At 64.7% G+C, this 24,558-nt stretch carries 17 protein-coding genes; 7 read left to right on the top strand and 10 right to left on the bottom strand.

Annotated elements, in window-relative coordinates; translation table 11 throughout:
* The 4 genes from era to HMPREF1478_RS06670 are packed head-to-tail and all read right to left on the bottom strand — an operon-like array spanning nt 1 to nt 4,091.
* Complete coding sequence (era, locus tag HMPREF1478_RS06655) at nt 1–1,239, bottom strand: GTPase Era (RefSeq protein WP_016461309.1); 1,239 nt, start codon at nt 1,237–1,239, stop codon at nt 1–3.
* Between the two features lies 1 nt (nt 1,240).
* Nucleotides 1,241–2,596: a hemolysin family protein gene (locus HMPREF1478_RS06660; protein WP_016461310.1), complete on the bottom strand. Its 1,356-nt coding sequence runs from the start codon at nt 2,594–2,596 to the stop codon at nt 1,241–1,243.
* Nucleotides 2,593–3,042 (bottom strand): rRNA maturation RNase YbeY, encoded by a 450-nt coding sequence (gene ybeY / locus HMPREF1478_RS06665; protein WP_016461311.1) that lies wholly within the window; start codon nt 3,040–3,042, stop codon nt 2,593–2,595. The genes HMPREF1478_RS06660 and ybeY overlap by 4 nt, the downstream gene beginning before the upstream one ends.
* The gene (locus HMPREF1478_RS06670) at nt 3,039–4,091 is read right to left on the bottom strand and encodes a PhoH family protein (protein ID WP_016461312.1); all 1,053 of its coding nucleotides are present in this window, start codon (nt 4,089–4,091) and stop codon (nt 3,039–3,041) included. The genes ybeY and HMPREF1478_RS06670 overlap by 4 nt, the downstream gene beginning before the upstream one ends.
* 138 nt (nt 4,092–4,229) lie before the next feature.
* Between HMPREF1478_RS06670 and hrpB the strand changes: the two genes are divergently transcribed.
* Nucleotides 4,230–6,830, top strand: a complete 2,601-nt coding sequence (hrpB, locus tag HMPREF1478_RS06675; protein ID WP_034475313.1) for an ATP-dependent helicase HrpB — start codon at nt 4,230–4,232, stop codon at nt 6,828–6,830.
* A 26-nt stretch (nt 6,831–6,856) separates the two neighbouring features.
* On the opposite strand, the gene HMPREF1478_RS06680 is transcribed toward hrpB, so the two are convergent.
* On the bottom strand, nt 6,857–7,111 hold the full coding sequence (locus HMPREF1478_RS06680; RefSeq protein WP_016461314.1) for a type II toxin-antitoxin system Phd/YefM family antitoxin: 255 nt from the start codon (nt 7,109–7,111) through the stop codon (nt 6,857–6,859).
* A gap of 200 nt (nt 7,112–7,311) precedes the next feature.
* Here HMPREF1478_RS06680 and HMPREF1478_RS06685 point away from each other — a divergent pair, with 200 nt between their 5' ends.
* Nucleotides 7,312–8,709: a dihydrolipoyl dehydrogenase family protein gene (locus HMPREF1478_RS06685; RefSeq protein WP_016461315.1), complete on the top strand. Its 1,398-nt coding sequence runs from the start codon at nt 7,312–7,314 to the stop codon at nt 8,707–8,709.
* Between the two features lie 237 nt (nt 8,710–8,946).
* Here HMPREF1478_RS06685 and HMPREF1478_RS06690 read toward each other — a convergent pair whose 3' ends face one another.
* A complete protein-coding gene (locus HMPREF1478_RS06690; RefSeq protein WP_016461316.1) occupies nt 8,947–11,382 on the bottom strand; it encodes a S8 family serine peptidase in 2,436 nt (811 codons plus the stop codon).
* 546 nt (nt 11,383–11,928) lie between these two features.
* Here HMPREF1478_RS06690 and HMPREF1478_RS10415 point away from each other — a divergent pair.
* Nucleotides 11,929–13,269, top strand: a complete 1,341-nt coding sequence (locus tag HMPREF1478_RS10415; protein ID WP_016461317.1) for an FRG domain-containing protein — start codon at nt 11,929–11,931, stop codon at nt 13,267–13,269.
* A 155-nt stretch (nt 13,270–13,424) separates the two neighbouring features.
* On the opposite strand, the gene HMPREF1478_RS06700 is transcribed toward HMPREF1478_RS10415, so the two are convergent.
* Complete coding sequence (locus HMPREF1478_RS06700) at nt 13,425–14,714, bottom strand: DUF5692 family protein (RefSeq protein WP_016461318.1); 1,290 nt, start codon at nt 14,712–14,714, stop codon at nt 13,425–13,427.
* Nucleotides 14,715–14,881: 167 nt separating this feature from the next.
* Between HMPREF1478_RS06700 and HMPREF1478_RS06705 the strand changes: the two genes are divergently transcribed.
* On the top strand, nt 14,882–15,919 hold the full coding sequence (locus HMPREF1478_RS06705) for a hypothetical protein (protein WP_016461319.1): 1,038 nt from the start codon (nt 14,882–14,884) through the stop codon (nt 15,917–15,919).
* Nucleotides 15,919–16,959, top strand: a complete 1,041-nt coding sequence (locus tag HMPREF1478_RS06710; protein WP_016461320.1) for a DUF5692 family protein — start codon at nt 15,919–15,921, stop codon at nt 16,957–16,959. Before HMPREF1478_RS06705 ends, HMPREF1478_RS06710 begins: the two co-directional genes overlap by 1 nt.
* 105 nt (nt 16,960–17,064) lie before the next feature.
* On the opposite strand, the gene HMPREF1478_RS10870 is transcribed toward HMPREF1478_RS06710, so the two are convergent.
* Both HMPREF1478_RS10870 and HMPREF1478_RS06715 read right to left on the bottom strand, forming a co-directional pair.
* Entirely contained in the window at nt 17,065–17,325 is a 261-nt protein-coding gene (locus HMPREF1478_RS10870) for a toxin (protein WP_083940085.1), read from the bottom strand.
* Nucleotides 17,315–17,584: a ribbon-helix-helix domain-containing protein gene (locus HMPREF1478_RS06715; RefSeq protein ID WP_034475470.1), complete on the bottom strand. Its 270-nt coding sequence runs from the start codon at nt 17,582–17,584 to the stop codon at nt 17,315–17,317. Before HMPREF1478_RS06715 ends, HMPREF1478_RS10870 begins: the two co-directional genes overlap by 11 nt.
* A gap of 254 nt (nt 17,585–17,838) precedes the next feature.
* Here HMPREF1478_RS06715 and HMPREF1478_RS10425 point away from each other — a divergent pair, with 254 nt between their 5' ends.
* Both HMPREF1478_RS10425 and HMPREF1478_RS06720 read left to right on the top strand, forming a co-directional pair.
* Nucleotides 17,839–18,711, top strand: coding sequence for a DUF6318 family protein (locus HMPREF1478_RS10425; protein ID WP_016461322.1), 873 nt, complete (start codon nt 17,839–17,841; stop codon nt 18,709–18,711).
* Nucleotides 18,712–19,015: 304 nt separating this feature from the next.
* Entirely contained in the window at nt 19,016–19,612 is a 597-nt protein-coding gene (locus tag HMPREF1478_RS06720; protein ID WP_016461323.1) for a hypothetical protein, read from the top strand.
* A 284-nt stretch (nt 19,613–19,896) separates the two neighbouring features.
* On the opposite strand, the gene HMPREF1478_RS06725 is transcribed toward HMPREF1478_RS06720, so the two are convergent.
* Nucleotides 19,897–24,294, bottom strand: coding sequence for a S8 family serine peptidase (locus HMPREF1478_RS06725; RefSeq protein ID WP_016461324.1), 4,398 nt, complete (start codon nt 24,292–24,294; stop codon nt 19,897–19,899).
* Nucleotides 24,295–24,558: the final 264 nt, after the last annotated feature.

Genomic DNA, 24,558 nt, shown 5'->3' on the forward strand with positions numbered 1-24,558 from the left:
TCAGAAGCCGAGGCGTCCCAGCATCTTGGGGTCGGACTGCCAGTCCTTGGCGGTGCGCACGTGCAGGTCGAGGTAGACGCGCCTGCCCAGCAGCTCCTCGATGTGAGCGCGGGCCTGCGTGCCGATCTGCTTGAGCCGCGAACCCTTTCGGCCGATGATGATGGCCTTCTGGGAGTCGCGCTCGACGTAGACGTTCACGTGAATGTCAAGCATCGGCGGGCGGTCGTCGCCCTCGCGGCGCGGCCTCTCGATGATCTCCTCGACCTGGACGGCCAGGGAGTGCGGCAGCTCGTCGCGCACACCCTCCAGGGCTGCCTCGCGGATGAATTCGGCGATGAGGGTGTCGCGCGATTCGTCGGTGACGTCGCCGTCGGGGTAGAGCGGCGGCGAAAGCGGCACCGTCTCGGCAAGCACCTCGCGCAGGTGGTCGATGCCCTTGCCTTCCACGGACGAAACGGGGACGATGGCCGCCCACTCCCCCAGCTTCTCGATCGACAGCAGGTGCTTCATGACGCGGTCGCGCGGCACGGCGTCGCACTTGGTCGCCACCGCGATGATCGGGCGCTTGATGCCGCGCAGCTCGCGGGCGATGAACTGGTCGCCGGGGCCGATGCGCTGGTCGGCGGGCAGGCAGAAGAGCACGACGTCGACCTCGGAAAGAGCCTCGCGCACCATGTCGTTGAGGCGCTTGCCCAGCAGCGTGCGCGGACGGTGGTATCCGGGAGTGTCCACGAGCACCAACTGGTAGTTATCCCCGTGCACGATGCCGCGGATGTTGTGACGCGTGGTCTCGGGGCGGCCCGAGGTGATCGCGATCTTGCGTCCGACCAGCGCGTTCGTCAGGGTCGACTTGCCGACGTTGGGGCGGCCGACGATCGACACGAAGCCGGCACGGTAGTCCTCGGGGAAGTCCGGGATTTCGATGGTCGCAGCCGCGTCCTCGCGCAGGGATGCGAGCGAGGTCAGCGCCTCGAAGGCGTCGAGGTCGGCATCATCCTCGTCCTCCAGGCCCTCGAGGTCCTCGTACTCTTCCTCGTCCTCGTCTTCCTCGGAGTCGTCAAAGTCCTCTTCATCGCCGGACTCAGCCCCGGCCTCGTCCTCGTTATCTTCGCCGAGGCCGGCGTCGATCTGCGCGCGAGCGTCGGCTTCCGGGTCGGCCGCATCGGGTTCGACCTCAATGCGCGTGTCCCCGAAGGCGTTGGGGCCGGCCATGAGTTCGTCGTCGGAGGGGAATCGCATGTCAGTTGTCCTTGTCGTCGGCGGGGTTGTGGTCGGGGGTCAGGGGCTGCGCGTCGGGGTCGAGGCGGCACAGGATCGTGGAGACTTGGCGGCGGCGTCCGCGTGCCTCTTCGGCGGTCATCATGACGCCAGCGAGGGTGCCGGTCGCGCCGGGCAGGGGGACCTTACCGATGGCCTTGGCGAGCAGGCCGCCGACGGAGTCGACGTCCTCATCCTCGATCTCACGGTCGAGGAGCTCGCCCAGTTCGGAGATCGGGTAACGTGCGGGCACGCGCCACACGCCCGGCTCGACTTCTTCGGGTTCGATGGCGTGGCGGTCGTGCTCGTCGGTCAGCTCGCCGACGACTTCCTCGAGGATGTCCTCGAGCGTGACCAGGCCTGCGACGCCGCCGTACTCGTCGATGACGATCGCCATGTGGAAGCGCTCGGCCTGCATCTGGCGCAGCATGTCGTCAGCGGGCTTCATTTCGACGGCATATTCGGCGGGGCGCATCATCTGCTCGGCGCGCATGTCGAGCTGTCCGCCCGTGGCTTCCCAGCGCGAGACGAGGTCCTTGAAGAACAGGATGCCGCGGATATCATCCACGTCGTCGCCGACGACGGGCACGCGCGAGAATCCGGAGCGCACGAAGAGGCGCAGCGCGGAGGGGGCGGGCGTGTCGGCGTCGATGGTCACCATGTCGGTGCGCGGCACCATGACCTCGCGCACGAGCGTGTGCCCCAGGTCGAGGACGGAGCGGACCATGTCGCGGTCCTCTTCCTCGAAGCTCTCGGGTTCGCCGACCTCGTCGACGATTTCACGCAGGTCGGAGATGAGCTCGGCGCGCGCTTGGGCCTCGGTGGGTTCTGGCGCGGGGCGAGAGGAGCGCACGCGGGTCAGCAGCGGGTCCGCGAGGTGACTCAGGCGCGCGAGGCGGTCAGCCAGCCTGGTACCAACGAGGGCGATGCCTTCGGGGTTGCGCGCGCCCCACTGGGCGGGCAGGAAGGAGACGAAGACCAGCTGGATGGCTGCGATCACGCTGACGGCGATGAGGGCGACGGCCCACCACGGCAGGTTCGTGCCGACCAGGACGATCGTGCCCATGACCGCGTAGACGACCTGCCAGAACGTACGGAAAGCACGCAGCGACAGCAGGGTGCGCCGACGGCGATCCACGAGCCCGTAGAGGACGCGCGCGTGCCTGCGTTCTTCCTCGATGAGGTCCTCGACGCCGGCCAGGGTCAGGCGTTGGATAGCCTGCTCGATGCTCTGCGCGTAGGACGCCGAGGCCAGGGCGATGATCGCGAGGATCAGAAGCGCGACGGAGGGCACGTCCAGCGGTGACGAGGCCGGGGACGCTTCAAGAGGAAGGATCATCGGGTGGCCAGGAAGGTCAGCAGGAGCTTGCGCTGGAGCGCGAACATTACCTCGCGCTCCGCGTCGGTCGCGTGATCGTATCCCAGGAGGTGCAGCATGCCGTGCGTGGCCAGGAGCAGCATCTCCTCGGCGGCGCTGTGGCCGGACTCTGCGGCCTGGCGCGCGGCGACCTTGGGGCAGATGCAGATGTCGCCGAGCATGCCGGGAGGCGTGGGGTGATCCGCCGTGCCGGGGCGCAGTTCATCCATGGGGAAGCTCATGACGTCGGTCGGGCCGGGCAGGTCCAGCCAACGCACGTGCAGGTCCTCCATCGGCTCGGGCTCGATGAAGATGATGTTGACTTCCGCGTCGGAGCTGACGTGCATCTGGTCGAGCACGTAGTCGGCCAGCGCGGAAAACTCGGCTTCGTTGATCTCGTAGTCGGTCTCGTTGATGACCTCAGTCATGACGTGTACTCCCTGCGTGCGGTGTTGTGGCTGCGCGTGCGTGCGCGACGCGCGGCGTTTCGATCGTCAAAGCGCTGGTAGGCATCAATGATTGCGCCGACCAGCTCGTGGCGCACGACGTCGGCGCTGGTCAGGTGGCAGAACTCGATGTCATCGATGTCGCCGAGGATGCTTTCGACGACAGACAGGCCCGAGGTCTGGCTGCCCGGCAGGTCGACCTGCGAGGCGTCGCCCGTGACGACGACCTTGGAGCCAAAGCCGAGGCGCGTGAGGAACATCTTCATCTGGCCGACCGTGGTGTTTTGGGCCTCGTCCAGGATGATGAAAGAGTCGTTGAGGGTGCGTCCACGCATGTACGCCAGGGGCGCGACTTCGATCGTTCCGGCGGCCATGAGCTTGGGCAGGGCCTCGGGGTCGAGCATGTCGCCAAGCGCGTCGTAGAGCGGGCGCAGGTAGGGGTCGATCTTGTCGGTGAGGGAGCCGGGAAGGAAGCCGAGGTTCTCCCCCGCCTCAACGGCCGGGCGGGTCAGCACGATGCGGCGTACCTCGCCGGAGAGGAGGCGGCGAACGGCCTGGGCCATCGCCAGGTAGGTCTTGCCCGTGCCCGCGGGGCCGATGCCGAAGACGACGGTCGCGCGGTCGATGGCGTCCGTGTACGCCTTCTGGCCGGGGGTCTTGGGGCGGATCGATCGCCCGCGCGCGGAGAGGATTTCCTCCGTGGGGGCCTCGCCGGAGGTCAGGCGTCCGAGCAGCCCGATGGCCTGCTCGACGGCGGCGGCGTCCAGGGCGGTTCCGCGCCGGGCCATGCCGATGAGTTCTTCGAGGAGGCCCGCGGCCACGTCGATGTCAGCCTGGGTGCCTGCCAGGGAGATTTCGCGCCCGGTGACGAGGAAGCGGACGTGCGGGAAACCGCGTTCGAGGGCGCGCAGGACCTGGTCTGCGACGCCGAGGACCACGATCGGGTCCATGTCTGCGGGGATGGTGACGCGCCCCGTGGTGTGTGCGAGGGTGGCCGCCGCGAGCGCCGGCGCTGTGTTCTCCGTAGTCATACTGATTCTATTCTACGCTGGAGCGCCCCTCTGCAGGCTTCACGGTGCCCTCTCACGCAGTGACCCCGGACGCATCGGCACAGAGAGACGATTCTTCCCCGGATGCGTGCGCACCCCAAGAACACGCACAATGAATCCATGCCTACCCTCGAAGAACTCGTTTCGCACCCGCCACAGCTGCCGGTGACGCGCGCCCTGGGTGACATTGCGGCGGCGACGCGGCCGGGCGGCTGCGCGGTGATCACGGCACCTCCGGGCACGGGTAAGACGACGCTGTTGCCGCCCGCGGTGGCGGTGGCCTTGGCGCGCCATGACGCGTCGGCGGGTCGGGTTCTCGTCACCCAGCCGCGCAGGGTGGCCGCGCGGGCGGCGGCGCGTAGGATCGCGCGTCTGCTCGGCGAGGAGGTCGGCGGACAGGTCGGTTATTCGGTGCGCGGGGATTCACGGGTCAGTGAGCGTACGCGCGTGGAGATGGTGACGCCGGGCGTGGCGCTGCGCCGGCTGCAGCGCGATCCGGAACTACCCGGGGTGTCGGCGCTGATCGTGGATGAGTTCCACGAGCGCGACCTGGATACGGACCTGGCGCTGGCATTTGCCTTGGATGCCCGTTCGGCGCTGCGCGACGACCTGTTCGTGGCCCTCACGTCGGCCACGCTCGAGGCCTCGCGCACAGTTGATTTCCTGCGGTCCTCGACGGGCGAGGAGCCTGCGCTCGTTGATATTCCGGGGGATATTTTTCCGCTGGAGCTGCGCTATGCTCCCCCGCCGCGCGGCGTCGAGGCCGTGGGCGCGATCGGGAACGAGCGGGTGGGCGTGCGCCGCGAGTACCTGGCGCACGTGGCGCGCACGGTCGAGGAGACGGTCGCCGCCACCGAGGGCTCGGTCCTCGTGTTCCTGCCGGGCGTGGGCGAGATCGAGACCGTGCGCAGCAACCTGCACCTGGGCGACATCCCGGTCCTGACGCTGCACGGACAGCTCAGCGCCGCCGAGCAGGACCGCGCACTCTCCCCCGCCAGTGGTCGCCGCGTCATCCTCTCCACGTCGATTGCGGAGTCGTCTCTGACGGTCCCGGGCGTGTCCGTCGTCGTGGATGCGGGTCTGGCGCGCGAACCGCGCTTCGACGCGGGTCGCGGCCTCTCTTCGCTCGTCACGGTCCCTGCTGCCCTCGCGCGCCTCGAGCAGCGCGCGGGTCGCGCCGCGCGCACCGGCCCGGGCATCGCAGTGCGCGTCATGGATGCGGTGGACGTGGCGCGCAGGCCCGCCCAGTCTGCGCCCGGCATCGCCACGCAGGACCTGACGGATGCACGCCTGCAGGTCGCCGCGTGGGGCACCCCGGTGGAGGAACTGGCCCTGCTCGACGCTCCACCCGCGGGCACATGGGAGGCCGCGGGCCAGCGCCTGTCCTCCCTCGGTGCTATTGACGAGGCCGGGGCCGCCACCGCTCTCGGCCGCACGCTGGCGTCGCTGCCGTTGGACCCGCCCTTGGGCAGGGCCCTCCTGGCGTCGAGCGCGGTCCTGGGGGCGTCGAAGGCGGCGCGTTTCGTGGCCCTCCTGTCGGAGGACGTGCGCGTGCCGGGGGCTGACCTGGGTGCGTGGGAGCGTCGGCTGGGTCGCGGAGGCGCCAGCGGCGCTTCAGGTGCGCACGCGCAGGCGGCTCGGGTGAAGGAGACGCAGGCGCGCTTGGAGCGTCTAGCGAAGCGCCTTCCAAACTCTTCAGCGACAGACGCGCTTGCCCCGACAGCTGCGCGCCAGGATGCGCACGGGCGTACCCGCGAGGACGAGTTGGCGCTGACGTGCGCGTTGGCGTATCCGGAGTGGATTGCGCGTCGCCGCCCGGGGTCGATGGCTTACATCTTGGCGGGCGGCGTGGGGGCCGAGCTGCCGCAGGGCTCTCCTCTGGAGGGCCAGGAATGGCTGGCGGTCGCGTCAATTGACCGGGCTCCGGCTTCGCGCCACGCGCGCATTCTCGCGGCTGTCCCCCTGGCAGAGGAGGACGCCCTGGCGGCCGGCGCGGCGCTGCTGGAAACCCGCACGCAGGCCTCAATTGACAAAGGCGCTCTCACAACCACACGCACGCGCACCCTGGGGGCGATTCCCCTGAAGGCCGCCCCGGCCTCGTCCCTGAGCGAGGAGGAGGCGACCGCGCTGGTGGCCGATCACCTGGCCGCCCACGGTCTGGGGGATCTGGGCTGGGGGAAGGAGGCCTCGTCCCTGCGCGAACGCATGCGCGTCCTCCACGAGGTGCTGGGCGATCCCTGGCCCGATGTGTCGGATGAGGCCCTCGCACGCACCGCTGATCAGTGGCTCATTCCCTGGGCCAAGCGCCTCGCAAACGGCGGTTCCCTGTCCAAGGTGTCGATGCTTGACGCGCTGCGTTCGATGCTGCCGTGGCCGGATGCTGCGCGCCTCGATGAACTGGCGCCGGAGAAGATGCCGATCCCGTCGGGCGGCACCCGACCGATCGATTGGAGCGGCGCGCACCCGGTGCTCACGCTGCGCGTCCAGCAGGCCTTCGGGTGGACGGACACGCCCCGGCTGGTGGACGGGCGCGTGCCTCTGGTGCTGCATCTGACGGATCCGGCGGGGCGTCCCGCGGCGGTCACCTCTGACCTGACGTCGTTTTGGGCGGGGCCGTATCGGGACGTGCGCGCGCAACTACGCGGGCGCTACCCGAAGCACCCGTGGCCCGAGGACACGCTGCACGCGGAGCCCACGAACCGCGCCAAGCGCCGGGGGTAGCGCGCTCGCACCCCCGCGCTGGGCGTCTACTCGTCGAGTTTGCCGACGACTCCCCGCCCGTCGGGCAGGTTCTTGGACGGCATCTGGTAGGCGTCAAGGTCCGCCATGGCGGGACGTTCGAGGCCAAGTTCGCGCAGCTGCGCGTAGGTCGACATGCGCACGGGGCCCAGCTCGGCGACGGGCTGGCCTTCCTCTGTGAGCGTGACGACTTCACCGGATGAGGCGCGCGCAAGTGCGGCCCCCACATCCTCTTTGAAATCACCAATTTCTAGAGCCCTCATGCCCCCTATCTAAGCATGCCGACGGGGGTTTGAACGAACGGCACGATCACTATGTGGCCCTTCGCTTCATTACACCCGCCAAACGAGAGTCAGTTTGCTGTTTCAGCGTGATAATACGCACCTTTCGATTGCCCACCTGTCGGAATAGAACACGGCGCGGCGCGTTGAGATAGGTAACCCTGAACTACCCAAGGAGAAACATGTCCACGAACGCAATCGAGACCGTCGACCTGCTGGTCGTCGGCGGCGGCAAGGCCGGAAAGTCCCTCGCGATGGAGCGCGCGAAGGCGGGCTGGAAGGTCGCCATGGTGGAGCGCCGTTTCGTTGGCGGCACCTGCATTAACGTCGCGTGCATCCCGACGAAGTCGCTGGTCAACTCGGCGCGCCGCCTGAGCGATGCCCGCACGGACGAGGCGTTCGGCATCGTCGGCACCGAGGGCGCTCACGTCGACCTGGCCAAGCTCCGCGCCCACAAGGAGGGCATCGTCGGTGCGATGGTCGGCGCGCACGAGAAGATGTTCGCGGCCCCCGGTCTGGACTTCATCCGTGGTGAGGCTCGTTTCACGGGCGAGCGCACGGTGACCATCGCGCTGGAGGACGGTGGCGAGCGCACGATTCGCGGCGAGCGCGTCCTCATCAACCTGGGCTCGCGTCCGGCGCGCCCCGCGATCCCCGGCCTGTGGGAGTCCGGCGCCTGGACGAACGAGGAGATCCTGCGCCTCGAGGAGCTGCCCTCCTCGCTGGCGATCATCGGTGCCAGCTACATCGGCGTGGAGTTCGCGTCGATGATGGCGGCCTTCGGCGTGGACGTCACGCTCATTTCCTCGGGCGATCACGTGCTGCCTCGCGAGGACGAGGACGCCGCCCGCGTCGTCGAGGCCGGTCTGGAGGCCGTCGGCGTGCGCATCGTGCCGGGCCGCGCCGAGTCGGCCTCGCGCGAGGGCAACACGACGACCCTGACGCTTTCCGACGGTTCCACGGTTTCCGCCGAGGCTGTCCTGGTGGCCGTGGGTCGAGTTCCGAACACGGACGGCATCGGCCTGGACGAGGCCGGGGTTGAGCTCACCGATCGCGGTTTCATCGCGGTGGACGAGCACCTGCGCACCTCCGCGCAGGGCGTGTGGGCGGCCGGCGACTGCGCGGGCACCCCCATGTTCACGCACGCGTCCTGGTCTGACTTCCGCATCATCCGCGCGCAGTTGACCGGCGCATCCCTGGACGATCCGACGACCACCACGAAGGGCCGCACGATCCCCTACGCCGTGTTCGCTACCCCCGAGCTGGCCCGCATCGGCCTGTCCGAGGGCGAGGCGCGCGAGGCTGGCCTCGACGTGCGTATCGCCAAGATTCCCACGGCCGCGATTCCGCGCGCCAAGACGATGCGCTACGCGGGCGAGGGCTTCTGGAAGGCCGTCGTGGACGCGAACACGCACCAGATCCTGGGCGCCACGCTGATCGGCCCGAACGTCTCCGAGGTCATCACGGCCGTGCACGTCGCCATGGCCGGCGGCCTGACCTACGAGCAGCTGCGCTTCCTGCCGATCGCGCACCCGACCATGGGCGAGGGCCTGCAGGTCCTCTTCGACTCCTTGGGGTAACCCCCATCGCGCCCCGGGGCATCGTTGGGGCGCGCCCGGATCTCTCCCGGGACCTGTGAGAGAAGGCGGGGCGGGTCCGAACACGATTGTTCGGACCCGCCCCTCGTGTCTTCAGTTGCGCCGAGCGTGTGGCGCTGCGCGTCAGGCGCGCTGGGCGTCAGTTGCGCTCTGCGTCAGGAGCGCTCAGCGCGGGGGTCGAGGCCGAAGTGACCTAGCCCCGGCCTCGTCCCCGCCTGTTCAGCCGAGCCAGGCGCCGGAGGACGCGAAGTGGTAGCGCGTGCCGTCGATGGTGACCCAGCCGGTCACCATCTTGCCGGAGGCATCGAGGTAGTACCAGGTACCGCCGTCGTTAACCCAGCCGATCGCCATCGCGCCGCTGCCGGTGAGGTAGTACCACTTGCCGTTCACGGCGGTCCAGCCGGTGGCCATGGAGCCGTTGCCGTTCAGGTAGTACCAGGAGCCGTCAACGTTGGCCCAACCGGTAGCCATCGCGCCAGAGGCGTTCAGGTAGTACCAGGTGCCGCCGTCGTTAACCCAGCCGGTCGCCATGGCGCCGGTCGTGGGATCGAGGTAGTACCAGGTGCCGTTCGCGTTGGCCCAGCCCTTGGCCATGCGGCCAGACGGGGTCATCCAGTGCCAGGCGCCGTCGAAGGTGACCCAGCCGGTCGCCATCACGGCTTCGCCGTTGAAGTAGTAGGTGTCGCCATCGATCGTGACGTACTTGCTGCGGGCGCAGTAGCCGTCGGTGTAGCAGTACTTCCAGCCGTCGGCGGCGTTGACCCAGGCGCCGCCGTCGTGCAGGGACTCGTCCACGTGGAAGTGGATCGTGTCCTTGACGTCGTCATCGGCACGAGAGTCCTTGTTGCGGCCCTCGGCGGACACGGTGACGTCGACGTGCGGGCCATCACCGATCAGGTCGGCAGCGGCGTAGGGGCCGGCCACGAGAGTGACCTCGTTACCCGTGAAGGCGCCGGTGCCGGTGCCGGTCACGGGCTCCTTGTCGGCGACCTGGAGGGACGCCGCGGTGACGGGGCCGGAGACCGTGGTGCGCACGTAAACCGTGCCCGAGACGTGAGCGTCGGCCAGAGGACGCCAATCGGTGGCGCCGTCGTGCGAGTACTCAAGGTTGCCGACGACCGGCTGCGGCTGGTCCTTCAGGACGGCAGCCAGGGCGTTGACGAGGCCAGCGCCGCGGTATTCCTTGCCGTCGGTCGGCACGGCGAGGCGGTCGTAGGTGTAGCCCGCCTGCTTCTTGAGCAGCTCAATCGTCTGATCGGGGGTGTAGTCCGGGTGGATCTGCTTGATCAGTGCGGCAACGCCCGCGGCGTGCGGGGAAGCCATCGAGGTACCCGACAGGTAACCGAAGGGCGGATCCTTCTTCCAGGTCGGCAGGGTCGACCAGATGCGCGAGCCGGGAGCGGCCACGTCCACGGAGTTCTTGCCGTAGTTGGAGAACTTAGAGCGCTCGAGCGTGGCCGTAGCCGGATCGGTGCCGGTGGGCAGGGCCACGGCGGACACGGAGACGACGGAGTCGTTGAGCATGGCGGGCACGTCCACGCCACCGGCCACGTTGCGCTCAACCGCGGCGCCCTCGACGTCGTTGGGCGAGGCCTTGTCGATCGTCGGGTTGTCGTGGTCGTCGTTGTCGTTACCCTCGGCGGCGATGTTGACGACGCCGTGGTTCTTCGCGTAGCGGATCGCGCGCGAGGCAGCCTCCAGGCCCGCAGCCTGGGAGCCCTCGGTGGGCATCCAGAAGGCGTAAGGGTCCATGTAGTAACTGGAGTTCGTCACGTCAATATCGTGCTCGGCAGCCCAGTCGAACGCGCAGGCCACGTACTCCGGGTAGAAGGAGCCGGCCTCGTTCGAGGTCTTGATCGCGACGATCGTGGCGCTGGGGGCCACGCCGTCCACGCCGTACGCGTTGTGCGCGGCGGCAATCGTGCCGGCGACGTGCGTGCCGTGGTAGTGGTCATCCTTCCAGGCGCTCGGGTCCTGGTTGGGGATGCCGTTCATCTGGCAGCCCACTGAACGCGAGGCGTCGAGGTTGTCCTTGAGGTCCTTGTGGTCGGGGTCGATGCCGGTGTCCATGATGCCGACGGTGACCTTCTCGCGGGCCACGTCGACCTGCTGGGCGTCAATCGCGCCGATGGCGGACAGACCCCAGGCGTTGGCGTCGCCCTCGTCGGGGGTGAAGTCGTTGAGCTGAGAGTCGGCGGACAGGCCGGTCGTGTGCGTGCCGGCGGCGTCGGCGACCGCGTTGGCCTCAGAGGTGGTGTTCTGGGGCTGCTCGGTGCGTACCTCAGAGCCGGTGACCGTCTTGTAGCGGGTGGGGCCGATCGATTGGTAGGAGATGCCGGTGTCGACGAGGTTCTTGCCGAGGGTGGGCGCGAAGGCGGCCTTCACCGACTGGACGAAGAAGGTGTTGAATTCGGGGTACTGGGCCAGCACCACGCCGCTTTCCGAGGCCTTGGAGACGGCCGCGTTGAAGTCGTAGCGGGAGGCGTCGGCGGTCAGGTTGACCGCGTAGTTCATGACCTCGTCCTGGGCGCGAGCCTCAGAGGTGATCCCCGGGGTGCCGGCCGCATGCGCGGGGGCGCCGAACGCGGTGAGCGTGACGCCGACAGCGAGCGCCGCACCTCCCGCGATGAGGGTCTTCCATGAGCGTTGATGCATCATTGTTCCTCGTTTCTGTTCTGATGGGGACGCGTCTCCGGGGCTGTCCGGATGGCACGCCATTGGACCATGGTGTCAAGGTTTGTCGATAACCTCCTAGAGGGTTTCACATTTTAAGAATCCTTGACCTTTTGGTGAAGAAGTGGAGAGGCGGGCACTTGGAGTGGTTACGAACCCACTCCCCTAGCGCCTGTCTGGCAGACGTGGGAGCTTGCCAGAAATCGACCCGACAATCTATTGGACAACTATGGGGCCGCAAATTTACCCTACGATTAAATCAAATGTTACGACAAGGATTTTCCGGCGATCCGCTTGTATTTTTCAACTTGCCAGACAACTTGACAGTTGCGCATGACCTATCCAAACAGCTGTGTTACGGTCGGAGACGACAGTCACATTGGAGTGCTGGAGGGAACAGGGCTGATAGCACAGGGACACGTCAGAGCGAACACCTATTGACACGCCCCACACAAACATTAGACGAGCACCAACAAGCCCAAGCCCCACAGCCCCCACTATTCCAACAAGCCAGAACCATAGGACACCATGAACACAGAAGCCCACGACGAAAGCGAAGAACATAAAGAAACGGAAGAAGAAAGAAGGATACGCGACGAGAGATTCGTCGAAAAGTTCTTCACAGAGCGCGAGCTTATTGTCAACTTCGACGACACCAGCGACTCCGATGAGAAAAACGCTCAGGCGTGGTACGAGGCAGTAGAAAAGACCATTAACACACTGCCAATATACCAACACGACAATATGGGACGACCACTTAACCACGCCGATCCCACAAATACAAATGGCGCCGACTCAGAAAGAGCGGACCAGATCGCCCCAAACGAGCCAGATAACAAAACCACTAATTCAAGACCTAAATCACAAGCCTGGTTTTTCCGCGGCCAAAAGGATACAAAATTTGCTTTTACCTCCACACTCTATCGACGACTATTAAACGCACGCCCCACCAAGCTATCGACTATAAGCCTTCAGAAACTGTCACTCGATGAACAATATAGCCAGCATTTCGAGGAACAATCAACCCTCGAAAGAAGCATGATCAAAGCTGAAACTAAGTTACTAAAGAAGGTAAGAGAAATAGGGATTGGACGAGAGCTGACAGCACTCGAAACTCTCACACTGCTACAGCACCACGGATCCCCAACACGTCTCATCGATGTCACCTCAGACTGGAAGGTCGCCCTCTTTTTCGCATGCGAAAATGACGATGACAGAGACGGCAGAATCTTTCTTATCAACACTAATTTACTCAAATGGAAGACTTTCCCGAAGGAAGAGAGCGAGGTAAATCGATCTGAGCAACTTATATGGCAGGACATGATAGAACGATGGAACAATCTAGATAAGCTGCTCGAGAATCCAGCCTTTGCCACCTTCTGGAGCACCATAACATGGCCAATACTCCTACCATTTTCTGATCCAAGAATGATCTCTCAACGAGGCTTTTTTCTCACCGGAGGCATTCCATTTTGGACATCTGGTACAAAGTTATATACAAACAGGTGCCCAAAATGCAACAAAAATCGTTGCAAATGTGCAGGCAGCATAATATTACCACGCTCAATAAAGCATTTACAAAAAGCGGGTAGACCAACCTACTATCCACTTAACACCGAAGAGTTCCGCATGATCACATCATTACCCATCGATTTTAGGAATGATAGGTTATTTTTTCATGAAATTAAGGAACTGAAAACCCCTCAGCGCAGAGCAGCTGGATACTCCATTAGAGTACCAAAGCATTACAAACGTAAGCTCAGAGAGATTCTTCGTGATAAAGGAGTACATACGGATTCGATCTATCCGCCATTACGGGAGACTGTACGGCTGTTTGAACACGTTGTCGACGAGTCACTGAAACAGTAGCTACCCGGCCTCTTACAGCCCTGCCGACAGTGAGGATCTTTTACCACTAGGCACCCAAGCCCGAGTATGACTCGACACCGAGCCCGAGCACACGACCGAGGCCTCCCCGCGACAACGCGGGGAGGCCTCGGCAATGCGGGACGTGGCAGGAGCACCTACGACCGTAAACCAGCACCCCTCTTCGACGGGTGCCTTCTATCCTCTCCCCTCCACCACGGCATCCAGGCGCGGTACCCATCCGAGGGCGGGGTGGGTGAGTCGGGCTCGAAGCCCAGCTCGGCGGGGGTCTCGGGGATGCGGTCGACGAGGAAATACTTGTCCTTGTCATCGCAGTGTTCGCGTACGATGGTGCGGAACTCGGCCAGCTCGCAGTACAGGACGCCCGTGATCGGATTCCGCTTGTACACCACGATCTTGTACAACCAGTAGGCGAACAGCGCGACGTTGGCCGCGAGCGCCAGGGCCGCGCACGTGATGTTCGCGCGCGGGTCCATGGTCGCGAAGTTGAAGATGTCCGAGGGAGGCACCAAGACCTCGGGCAGGAGCGTGTTCATGGAAATCCAGAAGACCAGCGTGAAACAGCGGAACCAGATCCACTGGCCCTTCGCCCACGTGAACGCCGGAATCGTGCAGGCGAGCAGCAGGGCGAGCGTGCAGTACCACGTGTAGTCGGCCAGCGAGTTGTACAAGAACGCGTGGTTCCACAGGTCGTAGGCGATCACCCACGGCCACACCATGTCCACCCAGATGAGGCCGCGCACGGAACGCTTCCCGGGCGAGGTCACGATGATCTTGCCCAGGCCCGTGATCGTGATGATGTTGAGCAGGCCGGCCGCAGCGGACAGCAGGTTCCAGTAGCCGCCGATCGTGCGGAATCCCGTCTCCGGGTCGATGCCGACGTGACGCTCCGCCAGGTTGGCGGCAACCTCCTGGTACCACTGCTGGGAGTGCAGCTCGGCGGTCACTCCCCTGGCCTCGGGCAGGCCCGCAATCATGTCGATCGTGTGCGCGTCGTTGACGCCCTTCAGGCACTGCCAGTCAGCACCGCACGCGTAGTACGCATCCGCGTTGAAGTAAATCGTCAGGTCGCGGATGTTCGCCTCCATGATGTTGACAGCCAGGCCGATCCACAGGGCCACACCCAGCCAGATCGCGTACTTGTGCGCCTTGACCGGGTTACGCTTCGCGTACACCAGGACCGTGCCCGTCATTGTGGCGGTCAGGATCATGATCGCGTACTTGCCGAACGGAAACCAGCCCACCATCGGCGTCCCATGGATCCACGCGTAGGGCATGAGGGCGATGCCGCCCACGGTCCACACGGCGAAGATCGTCCAGTTCCACCTCCGATTGATTTCCGCGACGGCGATCTGGGCGGCGAGCACCAGCAGCCAGATGAGATACACCTTGGGAGTCCCCAGCTCCCACAGGAAAAGCGAGTCCACGGCATTCTCCTTCGAACGCACAACCAGGCTAATAGTTGTCGGCTATCATAATCCGAAACACTAACCTAGTGTGCGGGGTTCACCGTCGAATCCCCATCGTTCCGGGGCTCCACACGGGCCAGCGCTAGCGCGGGCGCCCCTCGTCAATTCCTCAAGGAGGAGGACCCATGACACGCCTACCCCGTCGTACCCTCTGCGCTGCCGGCCTCGCCGGAACCACCGCGCTCCTGGGAGGCATGTACGCCTTCAGCCAGCTCAGCGGCAAGGCCACGCCCGAGGAACAGGCCTGGCACTACCCGGGTGACGACCTCATCGACGCCAACTACGACAACGGCTACTCCTCGACCTACGCGATCACGATCGACGCGCCCGCCTACGCGGTGTGGCGCCTCTTCAAGCAGATCGGCGCGGAAAAGTCCGGATCCTTCTCCTCGGAGTTCCTCGAGCGAGTCTTCGCGCGCCTGCCCTTCTTCAACTCCTACGAGATCCAGGAGGAGTTCCAGCAGCCCGACTCGATGGTGCCCGGCGACATCGCGGCCTTCGACTTCCACGGCATGTCGATGGAGTGGGCGGACGTCGTGCCCGGCAAGTACATGGTCCAGTGGGTCGACACGAAGAACCCACCCAAGGCGCCCGGCTCCTACGCGTTCCGCTTCCCCGGGATGACGAACTTCGCGGCCGCTTGGTGTTTCTACATGGTGCCTCTATCGGGTGAGCGCACGCGCCTCATCAACCACTGGCGCATCGGATACGAGCCCGCCTCCCCCGCCATGAAGGCCCTGAACTGGATCAACATCGAGTTCATCGGCGGGTGCATGACGCACCTGCAAAACCTCTACGTCAAGCGCGTCCTCGAGTTCAAGAAGAAGCAGCACCTGACGGGCCGCTTCATGCGCGGAATGCTGGGCGGGCGCTTCTTCAACTCGGGCACGCCCGCCGGTCGCTACGACGGGACTCCCCTGTTCGAGGACACCTTCACCCAGTGGTTCCGCTACGGACGGTCCGCCCCGGCCGTCACCGAGATCCGCCCACCCGTCACCGACGACCCCTCCTGGCCGCCGACGGGCGCGGACAGCCCGTGGGCGAGCGAGGTCGACGCCTCCTACTTCGACGGCTGGCGTGAGCCGACATTCTCCTGGGATGAGCAGATCCGCCAGAAGATGGAGCGCACCTACCTGCCCAATTGGGGCAAGGAGCAGCGCTGATGGGCGGCGGCATCACTCCCCCGGACTACCCAACGCTCTTCTTTTTCGAGGTCGGCCAGTGGTGGGACTACGCGATGCTCCTCCTCGTCGTCGCGCTCCTCGCCGGCGCCGCATGGCTGGCCCAGCGCAACATGTGGGTGGTCCTCGCGCTCTTCGTGGTCGTGCCCATCGCGCTGACTATCTTCTGGTGGCCGCACTCGACGGCGGGGACGGCCTCGGCGGGCTGGTTCCCGATCGTGAAACAGTACTCGGCGCTGGCGGGGTCCCTGTGCCTCGTCGCCCTGCAGGTCTTCCCCAGGCTGCGACACAACCGCTGGTACCTCATCATCCCGCCCGCGATCCTGGCGGTGAACATCGCCGAGGCCGTGGTGCGCGACTTCCAGTGCTACGGGATTCACGGGGTGGATCCCGCCCAGGGGATGGTCACGTGGGGCGGGCCGTGGAACATCATGAACGGCGTCGCGGGAATCCTGAACCTGCTCGCGATCTCCGGGTGGGTCGGGATCTTCGTGTCCAAGGGCAAGGAGCGTGCCCTCATCTGGGGCGACCTGACGATCGGATGGATCATCGCCTACGACCTGTGGAACCTCGCCTACGTGTACAACTGCCTGGCGGACCGGGCGTGGTATTCGGGCATGGCGCTGCTGGCCTCGTGCACTATCCCGGCTCTCATGAAGTTCGGGCGAGGCGCGTGGATCCAGTACCGGGCGTACACGCTCACGCTGTGGTCGGCGGTCGTGCTCACCTTCCCCCACTTCATGCAGGACTCGATGTTCGCCCACCGCAGCGCCCACAACCCCTGGGCGATGGTCATCCTCTCGGCGGCCGCCCTCGTGGCGAACGCGTGGGTGTTCGCCGCGCACGTGCGCACGATCGTCTCCAAGCGGCGCAACCCGTTCACGCAGGAGGTCCACTCCGACGAGGCCACCTACGCCTCGTGGGTCCGTGACCTCGCGTCAGAGAAGGACAAGGAGCTCATCGCCGCGCGCCTGGGCACGACGCCGGAGAAGGCAGGCTTTGCATCGGCGAACCGTGGGTAAGGAGCGACAATGTTACGCGACTATCCTCCGATCGGATCTGTACAGATCGGAGAACAGTGACGCTCACTGGACGCATTCCCGTGCCAACAAGACCCGATAACAGAGCTATCGAAGCCCCTCCAGAAACTGTGGACGTGCCTTCATTGCATGGATCAGAAGTTCTCCACCGCTATCGAAAATCAAGACGACCATCTCAAGCACGCGTCCAGATTGATCAATGCCCACCACGAGCCAGCGCCCTGGATCGTTCTCATCATCGAGGGGCCACGAGTTCAAGGCGTGCTCGTAAGCATATCGGACCGCTTCATCAGTAAGCCGGTCACGCACGAAATGTTTGCGCGCGCTGGCGTGGAGTTTAAGCGACATGGGTCCACTCGCGCACGGCTGCGCGTATCGCGTCGGAACGACTATCGATCCCCTCGCGGGCAGCACGTTCCATAAGGGCGTTGAGAGTCTGCGCATCCAAACGCACTGTGACGGCTGCCCCTGGCCCCTTTCCCACCGGAGGACGGCCGGGACGCGGAGGCGGCAGCTTGGTCAGGTCATAGCCGCGCTCAGCCTCATCAGCCCACGCTTGAATCTGCTCGTCACTAACGAACTTTCCATGAAGAAGACGCTCACTCATACAAATATCGTATACGAAATTCATGCCACGCATGGCGACCACCCCATAACATCTTCTTCACTCATTGACGAGGTCGGAGCTGGGTTGCATGGTCGCACGCACGCTTGTGCGGCCGGGGTGGAAGAACGTGCATGGTGGTTACTATGCATTCTTTATGTTTCGTGTCGGTTCTGCGCGTACCCTGAAACAGTAGGGCGCGCTCCCAACGACGGGGGCACGCCGCAGGGCACCTCACCGTGGAGGAGTACTACGCCATGACGGTTCCACCATTGTTCGACCCCCTCGATACCGAGGATGATGATCAGCTGCCGCGCGACACCGCGTCACGGGAAACATGCCTTTCGGCCAGTGGCGGGCTGGGGGTTGATGACGACGCCCATCCTGCGGGGGCCCATCCCCGGCTTCGGGCGTGGCTGCACGTCGAGCCGTTCTACTGGACGATGCGCGTGGTCTACGTGTGCCTCGTCGCAGGAGCCGTCTTCGCCGTCTACATCAACGGGGTTGCCGAAGGCTGGTGGAGAGCCTGGGGCGAAAAACCTAGCGTCGCGGCGACGACCCCTGCCACGCAGCCCACACCCGCATCATCAGTGTCGAGCGAGGCGGCCATGTCGGGCGGCTACCAGATCGGCCCCGACGGCGTCCTCGTACGCCCCGCCCAATACGCCGCAGACACCTACACCAAGCCTGAGTTGCCTGAGGAGGCCAAGGAAAACACCGAAAGAGGCGCAGAAGCAGCCGCAGAACACTACCTCGCACTCCTGATCTATTCTTGGAATACCGGCGACACCCAGCCACTTGCCAATATGTCTGACCCATCATCGAACTTTGCAAAGAACCACATTGCCAATACTCAAGAAATGTATACAAATGGCTGGTCATATGGAAACTCAGTAACAGTACAGGAGGTACTTCGTCTTGAAGCAGTTTCATCGCAAGATGGAACGATTCCACCAAATACCGTCGGAGTTCGCTTTCGCGTCAGCGCAAATAATGGAACAAGGTGCAAGGGGCAGAGCATTATTGTTGACGATTCCGAACACAGTTCAACAATTACCTTATTCATGACATGGAAAGATAACCGCTGGACAGAGGTACAAGGAAGCTCCACAGATCATGATGACGAATAAATTACGCATTTTCCTAGCAATCACCTCCACTTCATCTTCTTTACTAATTTTTAATTGCCTACCTGCGATAGCCCTCGCACCAAGTTCGGGTTTTGACGCCAACGGAATCGATAGGGATGTCAACACTGATATGTGGGAGGATGGGAACGAAGATAATCCTGGCACAGTAGGAAGCCCCTCTCAACCATCAGAAGATGACACGGGTTCACCTCGAGCGACTGAACCAACGACTACGAACAGCGTTTTGGATTTTGCGTTTGGCTACCATTGTGAACACCCAGTTTCCTACGATTCGGGTCATATGATGTTCCCAACCTACTGGAGATGCGACGATCCTCCGCCGTCCGCAGAAACGCCGTCAGATCCTCCTTCAACCCAGAAGATTCTGCGTCACGCTGCTGCCACCATTCACGCGGATGGCGCAGGGATCTACAAGCAGCCACCAAAAGTCTCGTATACGAACAAGTACATCCCGACCCTCGTATCAGTCACTAACCCGACCCAGACTCACGTCATCAACCTGCTCGGACACGACATCACCATCACCCTGAAAGCCACGAACTACGAATGGGACTGGGGCGATGGCACACCGAACACCATCACCGCCTACCAAGGGATGGCCTTCGAAAAGGGCATGGACCCCAACAAGGACCCCAGGCTGATCCGCCACTACTACACCCCGCCCAACGGGTGGCGCTCACGCTTCGACGGCCCCTACCCCGAGGCCACCCGCACCATCACACTGACCACCACCTGGTCGGGTACGGCCACCAACCCCTTCACCGGAGAAACCCAAACCATCAACGGCCTAGTCACCACCAAAGAAACAACAGGCCCCTTCCCCCTCAACCACCTCATCGTCTCCAACACCGACACCTGGGAAGAAAAACAAGGCCACTAAACCGTCACCAGGCCACACACGCACCACGCTCCCAAAAATTTCGCACGTAATTCACACACACCCCTCCGACGACAGAACGCAGAAACCGTGCAATAGCAACGATTCCAAAGACAACCATGAAGGACACACACCGGAATTACGTGCGAGATTGTCAAACAACCACACACCCACCGCGCACCACGGCACGCAACGCACAGGACTCAACGCAGCGGGGCCGCGCACGAGCAATCGTGCGCGGCCCCGGGCACCTCAGCGACATGGTGCCGCCGCGGAGCATACCCGGATCACTGCCTCAAACGCCCACGCGCATCAAACACGTAGCGCTTGCCGTCAATCCAACGAGTCCCCGTCACCATGACGCCCGACGACGACAGGTAGTACCACGAGTCGCCATCGCGCAGCCAGCCAACGCGCATCGCGCCGCTGGACGGATCCAGGTAATACCAGGACGACCCCTCACGCAGCCACCCCGTCTTCATGGCCCCGCTGGACGGGTCCAGGTAGTACCACGAGGGCCCCTCGCGCAGCCACCCGGTGCGCATAGCACCCGACGACGAGAAGTAGAACCACGTGCCACCGACACGCACCCAGCCGACGCTGGCCACCCCACTGGTGGGATCCAGGTAGTACCAGGAGCCGTGCACGCGCACCCACCCGTAGGCCTGCTCCCCCGTCGGGGGCGTGTAGTAGTACCAGTGGCCACCCTCAGCGAACCAGCCGGTCACCACGTACCCGTGGGCGTCGAAACGATACACGGACCCGTTGATGCGCAACGACGTCGAGGCGGGGTACGTGCCGTCGGCGCGACGCCACCACCTGCCCAGCGGATTCGTCATCCACTGGCCATCCCCGGCCTCGTCGGCGCCTCCCGGATCGGCGGTCACGGTGAACGTCACGCTCGCCGACACATCATCGTCGGCGCGCGCGTCACTGTTGCGCCCCTGGGCCTCAACAGAGGCGACCAGGGACCCCGTCACCGGGGTCGGGTCACCCGAAGCGGACACGTCCACTCCGTCAGCGCGCAGCACGAGGCCGTCCCCCGTGAACGCGCCACTGCCCGACGCGGACGCAACCTCGCGCCCATCCACCGCCAGGCGCGCCGACGTCACAGGACCACTCACCCGCACGCGCACGGACACGCGCCCGGACACGCTCGCCCCCGCGAGCGCGCTCCACGTCGCGCCGTCGGACGAATACTCGACCTGCCCGATCGTGGGACGAGGCTGATCCTTCAAGACGGCGTCGAGGGCGCTGGGCATGCCGGCACCGCGGTACTCGTGGTTCTCGTCGGGGGCCACCAGGCGATCCCAGTTCGCGGGATCACTGGCCTGCTTGCGCGCCAGTTCGAGAATCTGCGAGGCGTTCATGTCCGGGTGCACCTGGCGCAGGGTTGCGAGCACGCCGGCCACCAGGGGTGACGCCATCGACGTGCCGCTCGTCATCGCGTTCGCGTCCCCCGCCCACGAGGGCATGGGGGCGTAAATGTCTTGCCCGGGCGCGGCGAAAGCGACGGTACGTGCGCCCCAGTTCGACCACGAGGCCCGCTCCAGCGCGCCCGCCTGTCCGTCCGCCCCCTGGGTGCGAGCCAGGGCAGACACGGGGACGACATTGTCGAGCATCGCGGGCGCGAGCACGCCCCCGTAGACTCGGCGTTCCTGCGGCTTCCACGTGTCGTTAGGCGACTGGTCATCCAGCGACGGCGGATTATCCAGGTCAAACCCGTTGTTTCCTGCCGCCACCACATTGATGACATCGTGGGAGGCCGCATAGTTGATAGCGCGGCGTACCGACTCTAGGCCGGCGGCCTGCTCACCATCGCGGGGAAGCCAGTACATCCACGGGTCGAGGCGGAACGAACTATTCGTCACCGAAATACCGTGGTTCGCGGCCCACGCGAAACCACACACCACGTACTCGGGGTAGAAATAGCCGCCGTTCGCGGAGGCCACATTGATTGCGGCGATGCGCAGCGTCGGATTCACCCCGTCGGTGCCGTGCCCGTCGTGTTTGGCGGCTATCGCCCCGGCCACGGCCGTACCGTGCGTGGACGTCGTACGCCTCCACGCCGACGGGTCGCGGCTCGCAATGCCGTTAAACGAGCAGGACACGGACTTGTCGAGATCCACCTGGCCCGCCAAGTCCGCGATGGTGTCGTCCACCCCCTGATCGAGGATGCCAACCGTCACATCCCCACGCATGACATCCACGCCCTGAGCCTCCAGAGCCCCCAGCGCCTGCAGATGCCACCCGTTCCCCGTCTGCGGGTCGGGCTTCCACCCAGCGTCCGCCTGGTCGCTCGAGGCCGCAGCGGCGTCCGCAACCGAGGTCACCCCCAGCGCACCCGTACTGCCCGGCGCAGCGGCCACCGCCTCGTTCGCAGCCACGCGCACCTCGTGATCGAGAGGAACCATGGCCTCGTTGCCGCCGACCGGCACCTCGCGAGTCGGGCCGATCGAGTCAAACCGGATCCCCTCGCCGGCCAGGGCCTCGCCCAAGTCGAACGCGAACGTCGGGGACGCCGACTGCACGAAGAACGTGCCAAACTCGGGGTACTGTCCCAGCGCCAGGCCCTTCAGGTTCGAGGCCCGGGCGAGGGCCCGCTGGAAGGTCGCGTGATCCGTGCCCTGCGCCAAGTTGACCGCATAGTTGGCGGGCAGCTGAGCGCTCGTGCGCTGCGGTGACGTGATCCCGGGCAGGACAGGCTCGCCGGGGGTCGGCTCCGCACCCGGATCCGGCTCCTGCGGCGTAGGCACCGCCGACGGGTCACGCGCCACCGTAAACGTCGCTTCGTGGAACTCGTCATCGTCGGCGCGCGGATCAGCGTTATTGCCGCTCGCGCTGACCTGCACGCGGGCGCGAACCCACGCCTCGCCCTCGGGTATCAGGGAGGACAGGTCCACGCCCTCCAGCGTCACCGTCAACGCATCGTCGAGGAATTGTCCCGACCCCGCGCGGTCCACGCTGGCCAGCCCCGCAACATCCAGGTGCACATTCGTCACCGGAGAAGTCACCACAGTCTGAATATCCACCGGGCCCGCGGGCAGAACCGCGCCGTCCACACTCGTCCAGCTGCCACCGGCGACACGGTAGTTCACCATCATGATCGAGGGCCGAGGCTGGTCGCGCAGCACCGCGTCCAACGCATCCGGGAACCCATAGCCGCGGTACTCCTTGCCATCCTTCGGCGCGGACAACCGGTCGTAGTTCATCGCCGCCTGCTTACGCATCAGGTCCACGATCTGATCACCCGTCATCGTCGGATGCACCGACTTGATGAGCGCGGCGACACCCACCGCGTGCGGAGAAGCGAAAGACGTTCCGCCGCCGTTGGCGTAGTGCGCCGGCATCACGTCATTGGGGACCGTCGATTCAATATCGTCACCCGGCGCGGCGAAATCAATGCTCTTCCCGTAGTTCGAGAAGTCGGCACGCAAGTACACCTCGCGCATGCCTTCCGACACCACCCCCTGGCGGGCGACCGCACTGACCTGATTGACCCCCTCAATCATCTGGGGGACCATCACGCCGCGCTTCCCGCGCGTCGACGCCAGATCCGCACCATCGTGGGGAAGATCCTGGCCCGCCGGGTGATCATTGTCCGCGTCATCGTTGGCGGCAGCCGCGAAAATCGCGACCCCCTGACTGCGAGCGAACGTAATCGCGCGCGTCGCCGCCTCCAAACCCGCCGCCTGCTCAGGATCCGACGCATCCCAGTAGCGCCACGGGCCCATCACATACGAATTATTCACGATATCCACGCCGTGATTAACGGCCCACGTGAACGCACACGCCAACGCCTCCGGGTACGTGTGGCGCTGGGCATCAGCGGCCTTGATCGACACGATCGTCGAATCGGGAGCGATGCCGTCGATACCGTAACCATTGTGGTTAGCGGCAATAATGCCGGCGACCATCGTGCCGTGAGAGTCATAGTCCTTCCACGCGCCATACTCCTGGTTAGGCATGCCATTCCACGTACACGACACCGAATGATGCGAATCCACGCGCCCGATCATGTCGGGATGGCGATCATCCACACCCGTGTCGATAACGCCCACAACGACGGGAGCATGCGGAACCGCCACCGCGGCGGCCTCGGCCGCGTGCATGGCGACGCTCCCCCAGTTCGTCAGCTGTTCGTACGCCCCTCCCGTGGGCGCAATGTCCTCATCCAACGTGGCCATGTTCTCGGCGGCTACCGTTCCCGGTTCGTCGCCGCTCTGAGGACCGCTCTGAGGACCGCTCTGGCTGCCCGATTCGGGGGTGGGCTCCGCATCGGGGTCAAAGCCCTCGGGTGGCAGCTCCATGCGATCCGACTCGGGTAGCTCCTGCGTGCGCGTCGGACCAATCGAGTGGACGCCGACGCCTTCGCGGGCCAGATCCTGCGCCAGGTCCTGCGCGAACGTCGGCGAATTACTCTGCGCGAAGAACGTGCCGTAACGCGGGTAGCCGGCCAGAATCGCGGCCTGATGATACGGCAAGCGGGCGACGGCCCGATTCATGGCATCCGTGCCGACGTCACTCAGGTTGATGGCATAGTTCATGTAGATGGCGCTCGCCCTGGCGGGCGCGATGATGCCGACGGGAGGATCATCGGCTCGAGTGGGTGGGGGTATCGTTACTGTTCCCATCGCGAAGGCTACGAGGGTGGCGATGCCGATGCGTGCAACGGTGCGGCGCATGGTTCCTCATCTTTCACTTGTCACTGTCACGCACACATCTTTGTGCGCGCAAAAACAATTATCAGCATGTTTGTCACCGGCCACATTCACTTGAAAAATCCCGCCGAAATACAAGGACAACGGCGCAGTTTCCACCCCCGCGAAAAGCCCCTCTCATACACGGCCACGCACCTACCGCGCAGGCCACCCACTCCTCGAACGCGCCATCCCCACGCGCAACGCTCAGGGGCCGCGCACGAGAACTCGTGCGCGGCCCCTGGACGC

Origin of the sequence: Actinomyces sp. HPA0247, assembly GCA_000411415.1 — a bacterium.
In the GTDB taxonomy this organism is placed as follows: domain Bacteria; phylum Actinomycetota; class Actinomycetes; order Actinomycetales; family Actinomycetaceae; genus Pauljensenia.

Excerpts from the sequence above, each read along its gene's own strand:
- era (WP_016461309.1), bottom strand. The coding sequence starts at position 1,239 with ATGCGATTCCCCTCCGACGACGAACTCATGGCCGGCCCCAACGCCTTC.
- HMPREF1478_RS06660 (WP_016461310.1), bottom strand. The coding sequence starts at position 2,596 with ATGATCCTTCCTCTTGAAGCGTCCCCGGCCTCGTCACCGCTGGACGTG.
- ybeY (WP_016461311.1), bottom strand. The coding sequence starts at position 3,042 with ATGACTGAGGTCATCAACGAGACCGACTACGAGATCAACGAAGCCGAG.
- HMPREF1478_RS06670 (WP_016461312.1), bottom strand. The coding sequence starts at position 4,091 with ATGACTACGGAGAACACAGCGCCGGCGCTCGCGGCGGCCACCCTCGCA.
- hrpB (WP_034475313.1), top strand. The coding sequence starts at position 4,230 with ATGCCTACCCTCGAAGAACTCGTTTCGCACCCGCCACAGCTGCCGGTG.
- HMPREF1478_RS06680 (WP_016461314.1), bottom strand. The coding sequence starts at position 7,111 with ATGAGGGCTCTAGAAATTGGTGATTTCAAAGAGGATGTGGGGGCCGCA.
- HMPREF1478_RS06685 (WP_016461315.1), top strand. The coding sequence starts at position 7,312 with ATGTCCACGAACGCAATCGAGACCGTCGACCTGCTGGTCGTCGGCGGC.
- HMPREF1478_RS06690 (WP_016461316.1), bottom strand. The coding sequence starts at position 11,382 with ATGCATCAACGCTCATGGAAGACCCTCATCGCGGGAGGTGCGGCGCTC.
- HMPREF1478_RS10415 (WP_016461317.1), top strand. The coding sequence starts at position 11,929 with ATGAACACAGAAGCCCACGACGAAAGCGAAGAACATAAAGAAACGGAA.
- HMPREF1478_RS06705 (WP_016461319.1), top strand. The coding sequence starts at position 14,882 with ATGACACGCCTACCCCGTCGTACCCTCTGCGCTGCCGGCCTCGCCGGA.
- HMPREF1478_RS06710 (WP_016461320.1), top strand. The coding sequence starts at position 15,919 with ATGGGCGGCGGCATCACTCCCCCGGACTACCCAACGCTCTTCTTTTTC.
- HMPREF1478_RS10870 (WP_083940085.1), bottom strand. The coding sequence starts at position 17,325 with ATGTCGCTTAAACTCCACGCCAGCGCGCGCAAACATTTCGTGCGTGAC.
- HMPREF1478_RS06715 (WP_034475470.1), bottom strand. The coding sequence starts at position 17,584 with ATGAGTGAGCGTCTTCTTCATGGAAAGTTCGTTAGTGACGAGCAGATT.
- HMPREF1478_RS10425 (WP_016461322.1), top strand. The coding sequence starts at position 17,839 with ATGACGGTTCCACCATTGTTCGACCCCCTCGATACCGAGGATGATGAT.
- HMPREF1478_RS06720 (WP_016461323.1), top strand. The coding sequence starts at position 19,016 with ATGTTCCCAACCTACTGGAGATGCGACGATCCTCCGCCGTCCGCAGAA.
- HMPREF1478_RS06725 (WP_016461324.1), bottom strand. The coding sequence starts at position 24,294 with ATGCGCCGCACCGTTGCACGCATCGGCATCGCCACCCTCGTAGCCTTC.